The sequence below is a fragment of the Streptomyces sp. NPDC026522 genome, assembly GCF_055567555.1.
Genome location: NZ_JBVHQF010000003.1, coordinates 48,243 through 66,605, shown reverse-complemented (window position 1 = coordinate 66,605; position 18,363 = coordinate 48,243). Strand labels below are relative to the sequence as shown.

18 protein-coding genes are annotated in these 18,363 nt (G+C 71.5%); 9 read left to right on the top strand and 9 right to left on the bottom strand.

What is annotated here, in order from left to right; all coding sequences use genetic code 11:
- Positions 1-189: 189 nt before the first annotated feature.
- The 4 genes from tilS (at position 190) to folE (ending at position 4,930) form a co-directional block, all read left to right on the top strand.
- Positions 190-1,299 (top strand): tRNA lysidine(34) synthetase TilS, encoded by a 1,110-nt coding sequence (gene tilS / locus ACZ4M3_RS08675; RefSeq protein ID WP_467730893.1) that lies wholly within the window; start codon positions 190-192, stop codon positions 1,297-1,299.
- 69 nt (positions 1,300-1,368) lie between these two features.
- Positions 1,369-1,929, top strand: a complete 561-nt coding sequence (gene hpt / locus ACZ4M3_RS08670; RefSeq protein WP_136216392.1) for a hypoxanthine phosphoribosyltransferase — start codon at positions 1,369-1,371, stop codon at positions 1,927-1,929.
- A 239-nt stretch (positions 1,930-2,168) separates the two neighbouring features.
- The gene (ftsH, locus tag ACZ4M3_RS08665) at positions 2,169-4,199 is read left to right on the top strand and encodes an ATP-dependent zinc metalloprotease FtsH (RefSeq protein ID WP_467730892.1); all 2,031 of its coding nucleotides are present in this window, start codon (positions 2,169-2,171) and stop codon (positions 4,197-4,199) included.
- Positions 4,200-4,321: 122 nt separating this feature from the next.
- Positions 4,322-4,930, top strand: a complete 609-nt coding sequence (folE, locus tag ACZ4M3_RS08660) for a GTP cyclohydrolase I FolE (protein WP_453356698.1) — start codon at positions 4,322-4,324, stop codon at positions 4,928-4,930.
- A gap of 46 nt (positions 4,931-4,976) precedes the next feature.
- Here folE and ACZ4M3_RS08655 read toward each other — a convergent pair whose 3' ends face one another.
- The 6 genes from ACZ4M3_RS08655 to ACZ4M3_RS08630 form a co-directional block, all read right to left on the bottom strand.
- Complete coding sequence (locus ACZ4M3_RS08655; RefSeq protein ID WP_467730891.1) at positions 4,977-5,465, bottom strand: DUF3180 domain-containing protein; 489 nt, start codon at positions 5,463-5,465, stop codon at positions 4,977-4,979.
- 53 nt (positions 5,466-5,518) lie between these two features.
- Positions 5,519-6,127: a 2-amino-4-hydroxy-6-hydroxymethyldihydropteridine diphosphokinase gene (folK, locus tag ACZ4M3_RS08650; protein ID WP_467730890.1), complete on the bottom strand. Its 609-nt coding sequence runs from the start codon at positions 6,125-6,127 to the stop codon at positions 5,519-5,521.
- Positions 6,124-6,483, bottom strand: a complete 360-nt coding sequence (gene folB, locus ACZ4M3_RS08645) for a dihydroneopterin aldolase (protein WP_136216387.1) — start codon at positions 6,481-6,483, stop codon at positions 6,124-6,126. The genes folK and folB overlap by 4 nt, the downstream gene beginning before the upstream one ends.
- Before the next feature lie 130 nt (positions 6,484-6,613).
- Positions 6,614-7,057 carry a nuclear transport factor 2 family protein gene (locus ACZ4M3_RS08640; protein WP_453356701.1) on the bottom strand — a complete coding sequence of 148 codons (444 nt, stop codon included), beginning with the start codon at positions 7,055-7,057 and terminating at the stop codon, positions 6,614-6,616.
- Positions 7,058-7,085: 28 nt separating this feature from the next.
- Entirely contained in the window at positions 7,086-7,955 is an 870-nt protein-coding gene (folP, locus tag ACZ4M3_RS08635) for a dihydropteroate synthase (RefSeq protein ID WP_467730889.1), read from the bottom strand.
- 937 nt (positions 7,956-8,892) lie between these two features.
- Positions 8,893-10,749, bottom strand: coding sequence for a phosphatidylglycerol lysyltransferase domain-containing protein (locus tag ACZ4M3_RS08630; RefSeq protein WP_467730888.1), 1,857 nt, complete (start codon positions 10,747-10,749; stop codon positions 8,893-8,895).
- A gap of 151 nt (positions 10,750-10,900) precedes the next feature.
- Between ACZ4M3_RS08630 and ACZ4M3_RS08625 the strand changes: the two genes are divergently transcribed.
- Positions 10,901-12,010 (top strand): alpha/beta hydrolase, encoded by a 1,110-nt coding sequence (locus ACZ4M3_RS08625; protein WP_467730887.1) that lies wholly within the window; start codon positions 10,901-10,903, stop codon positions 12,008-12,010.
- A gap of 98 nt (positions 12,011-12,108) precedes the next feature.
- Here ACZ4M3_RS08625 and ACZ4M3_RS08620 read toward each other — a convergent pair whose 3' ends face one another.
- Entirely contained in the window at positions 12,109-13,074 is a 966-nt protein-coding gene (locus tag ACZ4M3_RS08620) for an ABC transporter ATP-binding protein (RefSeq protein ID WP_467730886.1), read from the bottom strand.
- A gap of 169 nt (positions 13,075-13,243) precedes the next feature.
- On the opposite strand from ACZ4M3_RS08620, the gene ACZ4M3_RS08615 reads away from it, so the two are divergent.
- From ACZ4M3_RS08615 to ACZ4M3_RS08600, 4 genes are all read left to right on the top strand, one after another.
- On the top strand, positions 13,244-13,972 hold the full coding sequence (locus ACZ4M3_RS08615) for an ABC transporter permease (RefSeq protein ID WP_467730885.1): 729 nt from the start codon (positions 13,244-13,246) through the stop codon (positions 13,970-13,972).
- Positions 13,973-13,975: 3 nt separating this feature from the next.
- Positions 13,976-14,647: an ABC transporter permease gene (locus ACZ4M3_RS08610; protein ID WP_467730884.1), complete on the top strand. Its 672-nt coding sequence runs from the start codon at positions 13,976-13,978 to the stop codon at positions 14,645-14,647.
- Positions 14,648-14,716: 69 nt separating this feature from the next.
- Positions 14,717-15,700: an ABC transporter substrate-binding protein gene (locus ACZ4M3_RS08605; RefSeq protein WP_467730883.1), complete on the top strand. Its 984-nt coding sequence runs from the start codon at positions 14,717-14,719 to the stop codon at positions 15,698-15,700.
- 112 nt (positions 15,701-15,812) lie between these two features.
- Entirely contained in the window at positions 15,813-16,847 is a 1,035-nt protein-coding gene (locus tag ACZ4M3_RS08600; protein WP_467730882.1) for a coiled-coil domain-containing protein, read from the top strand.
- A gap of 62 nt (positions 16,848-16,909) precedes the next feature.
- Here ACZ4M3_RS08600 and ACZ4M3_RS08595 read toward each other — a convergent pair whose 3' ends face one another.
- Together ACZ4M3_RS08595 and ACZ4M3_RS08590 are read right to left on the bottom strand one after the other, a co-directional pair.
- Positions 16,910-17,125, bottom strand: a complete 216-nt coding sequence (locus tag ACZ4M3_RS08595; protein ID WP_190185956.1) for a hypothetical protein — start codon at positions 17,123-17,125, stop codon at positions 16,910-16,912.
- A gap of 83 nt (positions 17,126-17,208) precedes the next feature.
- A complete protein-coding gene (locus ACZ4M3_RS08590; RefSeq protein ID WP_467730881.1) occupies positions 17,209-18,351 on the bottom strand; it encodes an NADH-quinone oxidoreductase subunit D in 1,143 nt (380 codons plus the stop codon).
- Positions 18,352-18,363: the final 12 nt, after the last annotated feature.

Genomic DNA, 18,363 nt, shown 5'->3' with positions numbered 1-18,363 from the left:
AGGGCGTGCGATGCTCAGGGAACGGCTCGGTTCTGTCACCATCGACGCACTCTGAGTGACAACCGGAGCGACAACCGGAATCCCGGGGCCCCTCGTCGGGGATCCCGGCGGTACCGGGCAGACCGACGAAGCCCCTGCGCACCACCCCCACGCCTCCGAGGCATCCGAACTCCACGAAGGGCACCGGACATGGGTCCCCATCCTGCGGTCGCGGCGATACGCCTGGCGGTCCGCCGCGTACTCCACGACGTCCTGACCGACCTGACCGACCCCGGCGACCGGAACGTGAGCGGCCGTCCCGCCCACGGCCCCACCGGCCGCCCCGGCGCGGTTCCCCGGATCCCGTCCGGCGCGACCACCGGCACCCCGGACGGCGCCGCGCCGCTCGTCCTCGTCGCCTGCTCGGGCGGCGCCGACTCCATGGCGCTCGCCTCCGCCCTCGCCTTCGAGGCCCCCAAGCTCGGTCTCCGGGCCGGCGGGGTCACCGTCGACCACGGACTCCAGGCCGGCTCCGACCTGCGCGCCGCCGAGGTCGTCTCCCGCATGACCGCGCTCCGCCTGGACCCGGTGGAGTCCGTCGCCGTGCGCGTCGGCCGCGACGGCGGGCCCGAGGCCGCCGCGCGCGATGCCCGCTACGCCGCCCTGGACGAGGCCGCGGACCGGCTCGGGGCCGTCGCCGTGCTGCTCGGCCACACCCGCGACGATCAAGCCGAAACCGTCCTGCTGGGCCTCGCCCGCGGCTCCGGCATCCGCTCGCTGTCCGGCATGGCGGAAGTGTCCGGCGGCACCGGACGCAGCCACCGCTACCGGCGCCCGTTCCTCCACATCGACCGGCAGACCGCCCGCAAGGCCTGCATGGTCCAGTCCCTGCCCGTCTGGGACGACCCGCACAACATCGACCCGGCCTACACCCGCTCCCGGCTGCGCCACGAGGGACTGCCCGCCCTGGAGAAGGCGCTCGGCAAGGGAGTCGTCGAGGCGCTCGCCCGTACCGCCCAGCTGTCCCGCGACGACGCCGACGCCCTGGACGCCTGGGCCGCCGACGCGGAGACCCGCGTACGCGACGAGGACGGCCGGCTGGAGTGCGCCAAGCTGTACGCCCTGCCCCCCGCCGTCCGCCGCCGGGTGCTGCGCCGGGCCGTGGTCGCCGCCGGGTCGCCAGCGGGCTCGCTCTTCGCCCGTCACATCGAGGAAGTCGACCGGCTCATCACCGGATGGCGCGGTCAGGGCGCCATCAACCTGCCCGGCCGGGTCGAGGCCCAGCGGCAGGGTGGCAGACTTGTCATCCGGCAGGGCTGATTGGTGCTGAAACGCGGCTGAGTCCTCCGGGGGCACCCACCTCCGGAGTCCCGGCCGACGACGAAAGTGATGCGGGTGGACGAGAAGGACATGGGCGACGACCTCCAGTCGGTGCTCATCACCAAGGAAGAGATCGACGCGAAGCTGGCGGAGCTGGCGGCGAAGATCGACGCGGAGTACGCGGGCAAGGACCTGCTCATCGTCGGTGTGCTCAAGGGCGCCGTGATGGTGATGGCGGACCTGGCGCGCGCCTTGTCCACCCCGCTCACCATGGACTGGATGGCGGTGTCCTCCTACGGCGCCGGGACCCAGTCCTCCGGCGTCGTGCGGATCCTCAAGGACCTGGACACCGACATCAAGGGCAAGCACGTACTGATCGTCGAGGACATCATCGACTCCGGTCTGACCCTGTCGTGGCTGCTGTCGAACCTGGGCTCCCGCGAGCCGGCCTCCCTGGAGGTCGTCACGCTGCTGCGCAAGCCCGACGCCGCGAAGGTCGCCATCGACGTCCGGTGGGTCGGCTTCGACATCCCGAACGAGTTCGTGGTCGGCTACGGCCTGGACTACGCCGAGAAGTACCGCAACCTGCCGTTCGTCGGCACGCTCGCCCCGCACGTCTACGGCGGCTGACCGGCCCCACGCGCCGTGCGGTGAACCCCGCGCCCGCCCCCGGGGAACCTCAGGGAAACCTGCGGCCTCCGGGGGAACCTGGCGGCGCTTCCCGCCGTTGGACCAGGGGAAGACGGGTCTGTCAGCCGTCCCACGAGGCCGCGGGTGACAATTCAGGGGTACATTCCGAAGAACAGTCTTTACTCACAGCAGCATTTACCTACGGGCAGGAGGGACGGGGTGCCTAGCGCCCCGTATGGATGGACGTGAAGCGATACTTCCGTGGGCCGGTCATGTGGATCGTGCTGGCCGTCCTCGCCGTGGTCGTGTTGATGAACGTCGTCGGCTCCGGCGGCGGCTACAAGTCGGTGGAGACCAGCGAGGTCATCAAGGCGATCAACAGTGGCCAGGTGCAGAGCGCCAAGCTCACCACCGGTGACAGCCAGATGATCAAGATCGAGCTCAAGAAGGACCAGAAGCTCGGCAACAACGACGGCAGCAAGTTCCAGGCCAACTACATCGGGGACCAGGGCGTCCAGCTCGCCCAGAACCTCCAGACCAAGTACGAAGCCGGTCAGATCACCGACGGGTACACCGTCTCGCCGGACAAGACCAGCCCGTTCCTGAGCGTGCTGTTCTCGCTGCTCCCGTTCGTCCTCATCGTCGTCGTCTTCCTGTTCCTGATGAATCAGATGCAGGGCGGCGGCTCCCGGGTGATGAACTTCGGGAAGTCCAAGGCCAAGCTCATCACCAAGGACACCCCGAAGACGACGTTCGCCGATGTCGCGGGCTCCGACGAGGCCGTCGAGGAGCTCCACGAGATCAAGGAGTTCCTCCAGGAGCCGGCGAAGTTCCAGGCCGTCGGCGCCAAGATCCCCAAGGGTGTGCTGCTCTACGGGCCGCCCGGCACCGGCAAGACCCTGCTCGCGCGTGCCGTCGCGGGCGAGGCCGGTGTTCCCTTCTACTCGATCTCCGGTTCCGACTTCGTCGAGATGTTCGTCGGCGTCGGTGCCTCGCGCGTCCGCGACCTGTTCGAGCAGGCCAAGGCCAACGCACCGGCGATCGTCTTCGTCGACGAGATCGACGCCGTCGGCCGGCACCGCGGTGCGGGTCTCGGCGGCGGGCACGACGAGCGCGAGCAGACCCTCAACCAGCTGCTGGTCGAGATGGACGGCTTCGACGTGAAGGGCGGCGTCATCCTGATCGCCGCCACGAACCGGCCCGACATCCTCGACCCGGCGCTGCTGCGCCCGGGCCGCTTCGACCGGCAGATCGCGGTCGACCGCCCGGACATGCAGGGCCGTCTGGAGATCCTCAAGGTCCACCAGAAGGGCAAGCCGGTCGCCCCGGACGTCGACCTCTCGGCCGTCGCCCGCCGTACCCCCGGCTTCACGGGTGCCGATCTCTCCAACGTTCTGAACGAGGCCGCGCTCCTCACGGCCCGCTCGAACAAGAAGCTGATCGACAACCACATGCTGGACGAGGCGATCGACCGCGTCGTGGCGGGCCCGCAGAAGCGGACCCGGATCATGTCGGACCGGGAAAAGAAGATCACCGCGTACCACGAGGGCGGCCACGCCCTGGTCGCGGCGGCCTCCCCGAACTCCGACCCGGTCCACAAGATCACGATCCTGTCCCGCGGCCGGGCCCTGGGTTACACCATGGTCCTGCCCGACGAGGACAAGTACTCGACCACGCGCAACGAGATGCTCGACCAGCTCGCGTACATGCTGGGCGGGCGCGCGGCCGAGGAACTGGTCTTCCACGACCCGACCACGGGCGCGGCGAACGACATCGAGAAGGCCACCGCCACCGCGCGGGCCATGGTCACGCAGTACGGCATGACCGAGCGGCTGGGCGCGATCAAGTTCGGCGGCGACAACACCGAGCCGTTCCTGGGCCGCGAGATGTCGCACCCGCGGGACTACTCGGAAGAGGTCGCGGCGCTGGTCGACGAAGAGGTCAAGAAGCTCATCGAGACCGCGCACAACGAGGCGTGGGAGATCCTGGTCGAGAACCGGGACGTCCTGGACAACCTCGTGCTCGCCCTGCTGGAGAAGGAGACGCTGGGCAAGGAGGAGATCGCGGAGATCTTCTCCACGATCGTGAAGCGCCCGGCCCGTCCGGCGTGGACCGGTTCAGCCCGCCGTACCCCCTCCACCCGTCCGCCGGTGCTCTCTCCCAAGGAGCTCCAGCTGACCAACTCGGCGAACGGCGCCTCGGCGGCGAGCTCGCCGGCGGTGTCGGTGGAGAAGGCCCCCGAGGCCGCTCCGGAGGACCGCGCCGAGTAACCGGTCGAGCCGGTGGCCCCCCGAGGCCCCGGAATGCCTGCCGCGCCCCCCAGGTTCTAGCCTTGGGGGGCGCGGCACTTTCATCAGCCCGCGAGCGCTGTGCACACAGGAACGAGGAAGAGATGACCGACCCAGTGACCCTGACCGGTGGCGAGGGCACGATCGGCGAGTTCGACGAGAAGCGTGCCGAGGCGGCCGTGCGGGAGCTCCTGATCGCGGTCGGCGAGGACCCGGACCGCGAGGGGCTGCTGGAAACGCCGGCCCGGGTGGCGCGCTCGTACCGGGAGATATTCGCCGGTCTCTGGCAGAAGCCGGAGGAGGTCCTGACGACGACGTTCGACCTCGGCCACGACGAGATGGTCCTGGTGAAGGACATCGAGGTGATGAGCTCCTGTGAGCACCACTTGGTGCCCTTCCACGGTGTCGCGCACGTCGGCTACATCCCGTCGGCGGACGGCAAGATCACCGGCCTGTCGAAGCTCGCTCGCCTGGTGGACGTGTACGCCCGCCGCCCGCAGGTGCAGGAGCGGCTGACCACGCAGGTCGCGGATTCCCTGATGGAGATCCTGGAGCCGCGCGGCGTCATCGTGGTCATCGAGTGCGAGCACATGTGCATGACCATGCGCGGAGTCCGCAAGCCCGGCGCGAAGACCATCACGTCGGCGGTCCGCGGCCAGCTCCGCGACCCCGCGACGCGCAATGAGGCCATGTCGCTGATCATGGCTCGATAGCCGGCCCCCGGACCGGTGCCGGTCCGCCGGGCCCGCGCCGCGGACGTCAGGCGCGGGCCGGGGACTGCGGGGTGGTGTCGTCGTCCTCGGGCAGCTTGAGGACGTGCTCCAGGAAGAGGGCCGCCGCGATGACCGCCGCGCCCGCCAGGACGGAGCCGCCCGCGTACCAGGCCTGGTCGCGTCGGGCCGGGACGTCGAGGGAGTCGGTCAGCAGGAACACCCCGACACCCCCGTACATGCCCGCCACCAGGGCCGCGACCAGGGCGCTGGCCTGCCCGAAGACCACCGCACGGGCCGCCATCAGGGGTTCGACCCCCTTCGCGCCCGGACGGCGCTCGCGCTGCGCCTTCAGGCGCGCCCGCATCGACAGCCCCGTCGCGAAGAGGATCACCGCGATCACCGCGAGGACGACCGGCGCGGCCAGGGGCACGCCCGGCAGGGTGCCGTAGGCGTTCCACAGCCGGGCGCCCGCCCAGGACAGCACCCCGGCCACCACGAAGATGCCCGCCAGGACCGCCGGCCTCAGTTGCTTCACGTGCCCGTTCCCCGCTTTCTGAGCCGTTCCGTCAGCAGTGAACAGGCTAACGACTACTCGGGGAGGTGGAGTTCCAGGTCCGGACGCGCAGCGACGCCGGTCAGGCCGATTCCGGCCAGCAGCGCGGAGACCGCGCCGTGGCCCGGGAGCTGGGCCTCGGGGTCGATGTCGTGCCAGGGCGCGAGCACGAAGGCCCGCTGGTGGGCCCGGGGGTGGGGCAGGGTGAGGACCGGGTCGTCGGAGACCACGTCGGCGTACGCGACGATGTCCACGTCGATCGTGCGCGGCCCCCAGCGCTCCTCGCGGACGCGGTCGAAGGCTTCCTCGATGGCGTGCCCGCGCTCCAGCAGGGAGGAGGGGGGCAGGGTGGTCTTCACGCTGACGACCGCGTTGAGGTACGAGGGCTGCGAGCCGGGCGCGACGCCCCACGGCTCGGTCTCGTAGACGGGGGAGACGGCCTTGACCCGCAGGCCCGGGGTGTCACCGAGGGCGTCGATGGCGCCCTGGAGGGTCTCCAGGCGGTTGCCGAGGTTCGCGCCCAGCGCGACGACGGCCCATTTGGGGTTGGACAGGGTGGTGTCCGCAGCGTCGACCTGCTCCACCACCGAGGCGGGCACGGGCTGGACGGTGGGGTCGCTCTGGGCGCTGAGTCCGTTGTTCATGCGCGGCTCCGGGTGATCGTGATGGTCACGTCGTCGAAGGGGACGGTGATCGGCGCGTCCGGCTTGTGGACGACGACCTCGACCTGCGCCACCGCTTCGTGCTTGAGGCACTGCTGTGCGATCCGCTCGGCGAGGGTCTCGATCAGGTCGACCGGCTCTCCCTGGACCACGTCGACGACTTCCTCGGCCACCACCCCGTAGTGCACGGTCTTGGCCAGGTCGTCGTCGGCCGCCGCGGGGCGGGCGTCGATGTGCAGCACCAGGTCGACGATGAAGGTCTGGCCTTCTTCGCGTTCCCGGGGGAAGACGCCGTGGTGCCCGCGAGCCTTGAGGCCGCGCAGCGCGACACGATCCACGCGAATCACTCCTGTTTCGTAGGTGCTTCCGGCCCGGGGACTCCCCGGGGCCATGGGCCTACGCCGAGTGCGGTCGGCGTCGTCCACCTTCGAATTTACCTGCGATAAACCTCCGGCCCCGCCCATGGGGTCAGTCCGTGTCCCCTTCGTCCTCATCTTCGGAGTCCGTAAGGACCGGGGAACCGTGGTGGGACCACAGGCGCCAGCCTTCCGGTGTGCGTCGGAACACATTCGTGGCGACGACCAGCTGACCGACCAGCGGGCCCAGTTCCCCGCCGTCCTCGGCGGGCCCGCCGCTGAGGATGTTCTCGGTGCAGGTGACCAGGGCGGTGTCGCCGAGGACGGCCACCTTGGTGTCGGTGAGGAAGAACTGGATGTACTCCGTGTGGGACATGATCAGGGCGTACGAGCGCAGTACCTCGCCGCGCCCGGAGAGCACCGGCCAGCCGGGGTGCACGCACGAGATCTCGTCCTCCAGCCAGAGCGCCGACAGTGCGTCGAAGTCCCCCTGCTCCATGGCCTCGTAGAAGGCGGTGTTGATCTCTTCGACGGCCTCGATGTCGGTACGGCTCACCGTGCCCCTTCCCGGTCGCTCTGACGGATCACAGTGCCCCTTCCACGGCGCGGGCCACCCGAACCGCGTCGGCGCTCGCCCGTACCTCGTGGACCCGGACCGCCCAGGCGCCCTGGTGGGCGGCGATGGCGGAGACGGCGGCCGTGGCGGCGTCCCGCTCCCGGGCGGGCGGCGGGGCGGCGTCGGCGCCGGCCAGCACCCGGCCGAGGAAACGCTTCCGCGAGGCGGCGACCAGCAGCGGGAAGCCCAGCTCCCGCAGCTCGCGCAGGTGGGCGACGAGTGCCAGGTCGTGCTCGGCGTTCTTCGCGAAGCCCAGCCCCGGGTCGACCACGAGCCGCTCGGGCGCGATGCCGCCGGCGATGACGGCGTCGATGCGGTCGCGGAGTTCGGCGGTGACCTCGGCGAGCACGTCCGTGTAGACGGCGAGGCTGTTCATGCCGGCGCTGAAGCCGCGCCAGTGCATGACCACGAACGGCACCTCCGCGGCGGCCACGGCCGGGATCATGCCGGGGTCGGCGAGTCCGCCGCTGACGTCGTTGACCAGGCGCGCTCCGGCGGCGACGGCCTGCGCCGCGACCTCGGCCCGCATGGTGTCGACGGAGACGACGACCCCCTCGGCGGCGAGGCCGCGCACCACCGGGACGACCCGGCGCAGCTCCTCTTCGGCGTCGACGCGGGTGGCGCCGGGCCGGGTCGACTCGCCGCCGACGTCGACGAGGTCGGCGCCCTGGGCGACGAGGTCGAGGCCGCGCTTGACGGCGGCGGTGGTGTCGAACCAGCGGCCGCCGTCGGAGAAGGAGTCGGGGGTGACGTTCACGACGCCCATGACCCCGCAGCGGTCCCACTCCGGCAGGCCCGTCACCCGGCCCCGGCCGGTGGCCCCGTGGTTGGTGTTCATAGCTCAAGGGTAGGGCCCGTGCCCTGGCCGGGCGGCGGCCGGGCACGGCCCCGCGGGCCCGAGATCCCGGCCACCGGCGCCCGTGCGGTCGCCCGAGGAGCGGCCGCCTGCGAAGCCGTGGTGGGGCGCCCGGCCCGGGCGCCCCACCACGCGGCTTGCGCCGCCAGTGCCCGGCGGCCTGCGCCTACCGCGCCTCGCGGTCTGTGCCGCCCGGGCTCCCGGATCCTGGCCGCCCCCCGCCACGGCGGCTGCGTCCGTCCGCTAGCACCGGGCGGACGTCACGGGCGCGCGGGCCGTACGGGCCATGGTGGCCGACGTCCGGGCCGGGCAGGGCCGGTTGGACGGCATCGTGCACGCCGCGCTCTCTCGCCGTCTGCGCTGCCCGGGTCCTGCGGTCTGTGCCGCCCCGGCTTCCGGTTCCTGGCCGAGCGCGAGGTGGGGGGCGTCCTGGCCGCCACGGCGGCTGCGTCCGTCCGCTTCCGTTGTGGCGGACGTCACGGATGTGCGGGCCGTACGCGCCGTCGTGGCCGACCTCCGCTGGGCGGATCGTGCACGCCGCTGGGAACCTGCGGCCCGTGCCGTCGGGCTTGTGCCGCCGGGAAACCCGTGGCCTGTGCTGGTGCGGGTCCGGCGGTCTGTGCCGACCGGGCTTCCGGTTCCTGGCCGAGCGCGAGGTGGGGGGCGTCCTGGCCGCCACGGCGGCTGCGTCCGTCCGCTTCCGTCGTGGCGGACGTCACGGATGTGCGGGCCGTACGGCCGGGCCGTCGTGGCCGACCTCCGCTGGACGGCATCGTGCCCGCCGCCGGGAACCGGGGGCCCCGCGGTCTACGCGGCCGTGGGTGGCGGCCTACGCCGGCCGGGCACGAGGGCCTGCGCCGAGCGCGGCCCGCGCCCACCGCCCGGGGCGCTGGCCCCGGGCGGGTGCGTCGTCCGGGGGCTAGGCCGCCTGGACTTCGCGGTCGCCCGGCTGGGGCGGGACCGTCGGGGCGTCGTGCGTGTGGGCGCACGGGCGGACCGGCTTCGGGCGGCGGCGGCTCGCGAAGAGCCGGGGCAGGGCCAGCGTCACGAAGCCCTCGGCCTGCATCACGGCGAAGCCGATCCGGGGCAGGTCGCGGGTCTGCCGGTAGACCATGAAGCGCGGCTCCCAGCGGGGGCGGAACTTCTCGTTGAACTTGTACAGGGACTCGATCTGGAACCAGCGCGACAGGAAGACCAGCAGCCCGCGCCACATCCGCAGGACCGGACCGGCGCCGATCTTCTCGCCACGGGCGAGGGCCGCGCGGAACATCGCGAAGTTCAGCGAGACCTTCTCGATGCCGAGGTCCGGGCAGGCCCCCAGGGAGGCGACGATCAGCAGCTCGTTCATTCCGGGGTCGGCGGCGCGGTCGCGGCGCATCAGCTCCAACGACATGCCGTCCTTGCCCCACGGGACGAAGTGCAGGATGGCCTTGAGGTCGCCGTACGGGCTGGTGTCGCCCTCCTCCACGCGGTGCGCGGTGGCGATGAAGCAGTCCCCGTCGCCCGGGTCGCCGACCCGGCCCAGCGCCATGGAGAAGCCGCGCTCGGTATCGGTGCCGCGCCAGGCCTCGGCGGCGCCGCGGACCTGCTCCAGCTCCTGCTCGGTCAGCTCGCTGACCCGGCGGACCTTGGTGGTGTAGCCGTTGCGCTCGATGCGCTTCACCATCTGGCGGACGTTGCGCATGGCGCGTCCGGCGAGGGAGAAGTCTTTGACGTCGACGATCGCCTCGTCACCCAGCTCCAGCGCGTCCAGGCCGGTCTCCCGGGTCCAGACCTCGCCGCCGGTCTCGCTGCAACCCACGACGGCCGGGGTCCAGGAGTGGGTCTTGGCCTCCTCCATGAACCGCTCGATGGCGCCGGGCCAGGCCTCGACGTCGCCGACCGGGTCGCCGGAGGCGAGCATCACGCCGGAGACGACGCGGTAGGTGACGGCGGCCTTGCCGCTGGGGGAGAACACCACGGCCTTGTCGCGGCGCAGCGCGAAGTGGCCGAGGGAGTCGCGGCCGCCGTGCTTGGCCAGCAGCTCGCGCAGCTTGGCCTCGTCGTCGGAGGTGAGCCGGGCGGCCGGGTGCTCGGGGCGGAAGGCCAGGTAGATGGTGGTGACGGCGGTCAGCATGCCCAGCGCGCCGAGGGAGTACCCGACGGTCCAGGAGACGCGGCCCGAGTAGTCGACCGGTCCCTCGAAGCCGAAGAGCCCGTAGACGACGTGCGTGATCTGCTCGTACAGGCTCGGGTTGCCGACGACCTTGTTCGGGTGGACGTTGACGATGACCAGGCCGAGACCGATGGAGCCGGCGCTCATCAGGACGAAGTTGGCCAGCGCCTTCCAGCGGCTGCGGGGGTCCGGCAGGGCCTTGAATTCATCCTGGTGGCGCACCAGCAGGCCGAGCAGCACCGCCGCGATGACCACTCCGATCACGGAGTGCCGGTACGTGAACTGCGCCACTGCGCCGGCCGGCAGCAGGACGACGGCGGCCCGCCAGGCCCGCCGCTTGCGCCGCTTGAGGCCGTGGGCCAGCAGCAGGATCAGTACGCCCGCGCTGATGGAGAGCGCGGCGGCGAACGGACCCAGGGCGCCCGGCAGCACCTCGGTGACCGAGTGGAACCGGCTGTGCCGGAACCGCGGGAAGACACCGCCCGCGATGTCCAGCAGACCGACGATCATGACGGCCGTACCTACCAGGCCGGGCACCGACTCCGGCTTGGGTCCGCGGAGGAATCGGCGGACCGCCTTCGGAACCTGTCCCGACTTATCGCCATCTATCCTGCTAGACATCGCTTCCCGTTGCTCCGCGAGAGATCATGTGGCCGAAGGCCGCGACAGCCTCCGGAGTGTGGTGCGTCCCCTAGGACGACATCGAGGGCGAGCGGGTTCACTCTTCCGTCGAGAAAACTAGCCCTGCCACCAGAAAGTCGACTGACTGCTCATGGGTCTCACCAGTAATACGGTTCTGGTCCTGGCCATCATCCTCGGTGTGCTGCTGTTCGCGGCCACGGTGTGGTTCTGGCCGCGGCTCTCGGGCCGCACCTGGCGTGCGTTGCTCGGCCGGATCGGCCTCCTGCTCGTGACCCAGCTGGCGCTGTTCTCGGCGGTCGGCCTCGCGGCGAACAAGTCTTTCCTCTTCTACGGTTCCTGGGCCGACCTGTTCGGCCAGCAGACGTCCATGGGCAAGGTCGTCGACCACTCGATGAGCACGAAGGACATCAAGGTCGTCGACAAGCAGAGCCTGGACGTGCCGGGCGGCGCCAAGCCCCAGGTCGGTGGTCAGATCCTCAAGGTTGCCATAACCGGCGACAAGTCGAAGATAACCAGCCCCGGGTACGTGTGGCTGCCGCCGGAGTACTTCCAGCCGCACTACAAGAACAAGAACTTCCCGGCCTCCATCGTGCTGACGGGCTACCCGGGTACGGCCGAAAACCTGATCAAAGGGCTGAACTACCCGATGACGGCCTTCAAGCAGGCCAAAGCGGGCAAGATGCAGCCGATGATCCTCGTGATGCTCCGCCCGACGGTCGCGCCCCCGCGCGACACGGAGTGCGTGGACATCCCGGGCGGCCCGCAGACCGAGACCTTCTTCGGGCAGGACCTGCCGCGGGCGATCCAGTCCACCTTCCGGGTGGGCAAGAAGCCGCAGAACATGGGCTTCGTCGGGAACTCCACGGGCGGCTACTGCGCCTTGAAGATCGCCGCGCACTACCCGCAGACCTTCGGCGCCGGGGTGGGCCTGTCCGCCTACTACCAGGCCGCGGACGACCCGACGACCGGTGACCTGTTCAAGGGCGACGACAAGCTGAAGAAGCGCGCCGACGTCCTGCACAGCGTCGAAAACAAGAAGCCGACCGGCACCTCCTTCCTGGTCACGACCAGCGAGAAGGGCGAGGACAACCTGGGTGACACCAAGAAGTTCATCAAGCTGGTCAAGGGCTCGGACCGGGTCTCCTCGATCGTCCTCGACAGCGGCGGCCACAACTTCAACACCTGGCGCCGCGAGATCGCGCCGATGCTGGTCTGGCTGAGCGGCCGGATGCAGGCCTGACCCGGGCCGCCGGCGGGGATCCGGCGGGTGGAAGGCAGGAGAGTGACGGGCCCTGACGGCCGGTCACTCTCCTTTTGGTTTCCGCCCGCTCGCGGCCGTCAGGCCTCCTGGAGCTGGGCCCGCCGCAGCGCCCGGTGCACGGCCTCGGGGGTCAGTACGCCGAGCAGCGCGCCGGAGTCCGGGTCCTTGACGCCGATCCGGCCGGAGTCCTCCTGGAGCAGCGCCGCGAGCGCCTCGCGCAGCGTGGCGCCCAGCGGTACGTCGGCGGCCGGGGCCGCGGCGCCGCCCGCCGGGGCCAGGTCGGCCGGGTCGACGGCGGTGACCGCGAGCCGCTTGAGGCCGCGGTCGGCGCCGACGAAGGAGGCCACGTACTCGGTGGCGGGCGCGGCCAGCACCACGGCCGGGCGGGCGAACTGCTCGATGGTGCCCGTGCCGTAGACGGCGATGCGGTCGCCGAGCCGGATCGCCTCCTCCAGGTCGTGCGTGACCAGCAGGATCGTCTTGCGCACGGTGCGCTGGAGTTCCAGGAACTCGTTCTGGAGGCGTTCGCGCACCACCGGGTCCACCGCGCCGAACGGCTCGTCCATCAGCAGTACCGGTGGGTCGGCGGCCAACGCGCGGGCCACGCCGACGCGCTGGCGCTGGCCGCCGGACAACTGCTGCGGGTACCGGTCCCCGTACACCGACGGATCCAGTCCGACGAGGTCGAGGAGTTCGGCGGCGCGGGCCCGGGCCTTGGCCTTGGGGGTGCCGATCAGCTGGGGCACGGTCGCCGTGTTCTCCAGCACCGTTTTGTGGGGGAACAGCCCGACCTGCTGGATGACGTAGCCGATGCGGCGGCGCAGCTCCACGGGATCGGCGGCCGAAATGTCCTCGCCGGCCAGCAGGATCCGGCCCGACGTCGGCTCGATCAGCCGGTTGACCATCTTCATGGTGGTCGTCTTGCCGCAGCCGGAGGGGCCGACCAGCGTGACCAGCTCGCCTTCCGCCACCTCGAAGGACAGGTCCTCGACGGCCGTGGTCCCGTCGGGGTAGCGCTTGGTCACATGCTCGAATCGGATCACCTCGCCATCTTTCCTCACTCGGCGGGCAACGTGTGTGACGAGAGTGTTACCCGACTGCGAAGGATTCCGGCCAATGTCGGTGCTGGGGGTTAGGGTCGGTTCCGGCCGGGTCCCCGCGCGGCGGCCCTCGATCGCACACGTATGCGTCCGGTGACAGGAGGTGAGCAGGATGGACAAGCGGAACTGCCTGGTGGACAACGACTGGTTCTGCTGGGAGTACGTCACCTCCCGCTCCCAGGAGCTCACCGACGCCACCGTCCAGCACGTGTGGATCACCCTCGTCTCGGTGCTGATCGGTCTCGTCGTCTCGGTGCCGCTCGCGCTGCTGGCCCGCCGCGGCCGCCGTTGGGCGGCGCCGGTCCTCGGGCTGACCACCCTGCTCTACACGATCCCGTCCCTCGCGATGTTCTCGCTGCTGCTGCCGCTCTTCGGGCTGTCCGCGGCGCTGGTGGTGACCGGGCTCGTGCTGTACTCGCTGACCATCCTGGTCCGCAACGTGCTGGCCGGCCTCGCGGCCGTGCCCGAGGACGTACGGGAAGCGGCGCGCGGGATGGGGTACGGCCCGGGGCGGCTGCTGTGGCAGGTCGAACTGCCCCTGGCACTGCCCGCGCTGCTGGCCGGAGTGCGGATCGCCACCGTGTCCACGGTGGCGCTGACGACCGTCGGCTCCATCGTGGGCAAGGGCGGCCTGGGCAACCTGATCGCCCCCGCCGTGAACAGCTCCTTCAAGGCCCAGGTGCTCACCGCGTCGGTGCTCTGCGTGCTGCTCGCCCTGGCGGCCGACCTGCTGCTGCTCGGGGTGCAGCGGCTGCTCACGCCGTGGACCCGGGCGGCCCGCGCGCCGCGCAGGGCGGCGGCCCCGGACGTTCCCGTGCCGGTCCCGTCCGGAGGTGCCTGAGCCGTGGGCGTACTGGGCGGGGCGTGGGACTGGCTGACGGACGGCGCCAACTGGGCCGGGGAGAACGGTGTCTGGCACCGGCTCGGCGAGCACGTGTTCGTCAGCGGGATCGCGCTGGCCGTCGCCTGCGCGGTGGCGCTGCCGCTCGGGCTGTGGCTCGGCCACCTCGGCAAGGGCGGCACCCTCGCGGTGAACGTGTCCAATGCCGGGCGGGCCGTCCCGGTCTTCGCGGTGCTCGCCCTGTTCATGGTCTCGCCCCTGCGCAGCGCCGGCTATCTGCCGACCGTCATCGCGCTGGTGCTGTTCGCGATCCCGCCGCTGCTGACCAACGCGTACGTGGGCATGCGCGAGGTGGACCGTTCGGTGGTCGAGGCGGCCCGGGGCATGGGGATGTCCGGTGGGCAGCTGTTCCTGCGGGTGGAACTGCCGCTCGCTCGGGGGCTGGTGATGACGGGGCTGCGCTCGGGCGCCGTCCAGGTCATCGCCACCGCCACGATCGCGGCGATGGTCGGCCAGGGCGGCCTGGGCCGGATCATCACCGCCGGGTTCAACACGTACAACACAGCGCAGGTGGTGGCGGGCGCCGTGCTCGTGGCGCTGCTGGCCCTGCTGGTGGAGGGGGCGCTGGTGGCGGCCGACCGGCTGTTGCCGCGCCACCCGTCGGCGGCCCGCTGACCGTCCGCCCGCCGTCCCGTTCGACCTCTCACGTTTCCCGTCGGCCCCACTCCTCTGGAGGAGCACCACATGAGCAAGTCCCTGCACGTCCTCGGCGCGGCGCTGGGTGCGGCCGCCCTCGCCGCATCGCTCACCGCGTGCGGCGGCGACAGCCTGGAGAAGGCGAAGAACGGCGGCTCGGCCTCCTCCGCCCCGGGCGGCGGCGCGAAGGGCAAGCTGGTGATCGGCGCGGCCGGCTTCACCGAGTCCAACGTGCTGGCGGAGCTGTACGCGCAGGTCCTGCGGAACGCGGGCTACTCGACCTCCGTCACCACGGTCAACAACCGCGAGCTGTACGAGCCGTCGCTGGAGAAGGGCGAGATCGACGTCGTCCCCGAGTACGCGGCCACGCTCGCGGAGTTCCTGAACGCCAAGGTCAACGGCAAGGACGCGCCGAAGGACAAGCCGGTCGCGTCGAGCGACGCGACGGCGACGGTGGCGGCGCTGGAGAAGCTCGCGACCCCGCTCGGGCTCAAGGTGCTGCCGGCGGGTTCGGCGGTCGACCAGAACGCTTTCGCGGTGACCAAGGAATTCGCCGCGAAGAACAACCTCAAGAGCCTTTCCGATCTTGGTAAGTCGGGACTCAAGGTGAAGATCGCGGCCGGTGACGAATGCGCCGTCCGCCCCTTCTGCCAGCCCGGGTTGGAGAAGACATACGGAATTGCGGTCTCCGGTATTGACCCGAAGGGGGTCGGCACCCCGCAGGCCAAGCAGGCAGTCAAGGACGGCGTGGACCAGCTCGTGCTGACCACGACCACCGACGCCACCCTCGACGGCTACGGGCTGGTGCTGCTGGAGGACGACAAGAAGCTCCAGAACGCCGACAACGTCCTGCCGGTCGTCAACGCCAAGGACGCCGGCGCACCGGAGGTCGCGGCGGCGCTCGACGGGCTCACCAAGACGCTGACGACGGCCGACCTCGTCGACCTCAACCGGAAGGTGGACGCGGAGCGCGCGAAGGCCGCCGACGTCGCCAAGGCGTACCTGGAATCCAAGGGTCTGATCAAGAAGTAGCCCCGGGCGAAGATCAGTTACGCGTTTGATGCGGAAATGGCGGGTAACCGCCTGGTAAGAGATTGCCGGGCGGCTACCCCACACCACGCCCACGCCCTGTAAATTTCAGGCCATGCCCCGTGGACGCCACCGCAATCCAGAACCTCTGCACCGTCTGCTCACTCCGACGGCCCTCGCCGGTGTTTCCGTGGCCGGTGCCGGCGCGGCCTGGCTGCTCGCGGAACCGGTGGCGCTGCGCCTGCTCGTGGCCCTCACGGCCGCCGCGGGCGTGGCCGGCGCCGTCGTGATGCGCTCCTGGGACCGCTCGGCCGGACGCCGGGTGGCGGAGCTCGCCCGCGAGCGGGTCAAGGACGAGTGGAAGACGGAAGAGCGGATAGCCGAGCTCGAAACCGACCTGGAAGAAGCCCGCGTGCTGCGCGCCAAGCTCGATGCGAAGCTGCGCGCCAAGCGTGTGGAACTGGCGGGCCTGCGCGGCGAACACGCCGCGCTGCTGCGCCGGTACGCCACCGCCGAAACCGAACGCGCCAGCGCCCTGGAGCGGCGCCGGCTGCTCGCCCTTGAGGCGGCCTCGGGTCCGGCCGCGCCGAAGGAACTCCCGGCGGTGTCGCAGGAACGTACCAGCAGCGGCGCGCCCACGGCGGTCGGGTACGCCCGCGCCAACGCGGCGATGGCCGCGCTGGTGCGCAAGGCGGAGCAGCGGGCCGCGGTGGCGGGCCCGTCGGGCGCGCCCGGGGCGCAGGCCCCGGCGGGCGAGCCGGACGCGCACGGCCGTACGGCCGCGGCGGCTGCGCCGGGCGGTCCCGCCGCTCAGGTCCCGGCCCGGCGGCTCGCGGCGGCGGTGGCCCCGTACTCGCCTCCCCGGCGGTCGGCTTCGCGGGTCGAGGGCGGCTTCGACTTCTTCGGCACCAAGACCGCCGCGCAGGCCCGCGCCGTGATCGAGTCCGTGCAGAACGAGGACCTCGCGGACGTCGTCGGCGCGGAGGCCCTCGCGGTGCACAAGGCGGAGTCGGCCGGACAGGGCGACACCGAACCGGAGTTCAAGGCGCTCACCGCCGAACAGCGCGCGGTGGGCCAGGTCATCGACCTGACGGCCCACGACGAGACCGAGCCGGTCGACGTGGCCCGCCTGCGCAGCGCCATCTCGTAGGACCCGCCGTACTCGTAGCCCGGGTCCAGTCCGGCCGGGTCCCGGCTACGAGGCCGGCGCCGTCAGAACAGCGGCAGCTGGCCCGGGTGCGGGCCCAACGTGAAGCCGTCCAGGGTGGGGGCCGAGGCGCCCAGGACCACCCGGGCCCGGGAGCCGGGGCAGGACACCAGCCCACCGCGCTCCCGGCCGCCGGGCGGGTCGTGGCGGGCGATCCGGCCGGCCGTCACCGCGCAGTCGCGGCCGCAGGCGGGGCAGGCCCGCCGGGGGGAGTGGGACATGCCCCCAGTCTGCACCCCGCCACCGACATCCGGGCCGCCGGACCCGGCGGCGCCCCGGTCCGGCCGGCGGCCGCCCCGGCCCGTTACTTGTCGATGTCCCCGACCACGAAGAACAGCGAGCCGAGGATCGCCACCATGTCCGCGACCAGCTGGCCGGGCAGCAGCACCGCCAGCGCCTGGATGTTGTTGAAGGACGCCGAGCGCAGCTTCAGCCGGTAGGGGGTCTTCTCGCCCTTCGAGACGAGGTAGTAGCCGTTGATGCCGAGGGGGTTCTCGGTCCAGGCGTACGTGCTCCCCTCGGGCGCCTTCAGGACCTTCGGCAGGCGCTGGTTGACCGGCCCGGGCGGCAGCTCCGCCATCCGGTCCAGGCAGGCCACGGCGAGGTCGAGGGCGTTGTGGGTCTGGTCGAGCAGCACCTCGAAGCGGGCCAGGCAGTCGCCCTCGGTCCGGGTGATCACCTTGAGCACGTCCTGGAGTTCGCCGTAGGCCAGGTACGGCTCGTCGCGGCGCAGGTCGAAGTCGACGCCGGAGGCGCGGGCGATGGGGCCGGAGACCCCGTACGCGTGCACGGCCTCCGCCGACAGCACCCCCACCCCGCGGGTGCGGCCGCGGAAGATCTCGTTGCCGTGGACCAGCTTGTCGTAGACGTCCATGCGGGTGCGGACGTCGGCGATCGCGGCGCGGGCCCGGCCGAGCCAGCCGGCGGGCAGGTCCTCCTTGAGGCCGCCGACCCGGTTGAACATGTAGTGCATCCGGCCGCCGGAGATCTCCTCCATGACGGCCTGGAGCTCCTCGCGCTCACGGAACGCGTGGAAGATCGGGGTGATCCCGCCAAGTTCGAGCGGGTACGACCCGAGGAACATCAGGTGGTTCAGCACCCGGTTCAGCTCGGCGAGCAGGGTCCGCATCCACACGGCCCGCTCGGGGACCTCCATGCCCAGCATCCGCTCGACGGCCATGACCACGCCGAGTTCGTTCGAGAACGCGGACAGCCAGTCGTGGCGGTTGGCCAGCATCACGATCTGCCGGTAGTCGCGGGCCTCGAAGAGCTTCTCGGCGCCGCGGTGCATGTAGCCGACCACCGGCTCGGCGCTGACGATGCGCTCGCCGTCCAGGACGAGGCGCAGGCGCAGGACGCCGTGCGTGGAAGGGTGCTGCGGTCCGATGTTGAGCACCATGTCGGTGCTCTCCGCCGCCCCGCCGATGCCGACCGTGGTCTCCGTCATGGCCGTATTCTC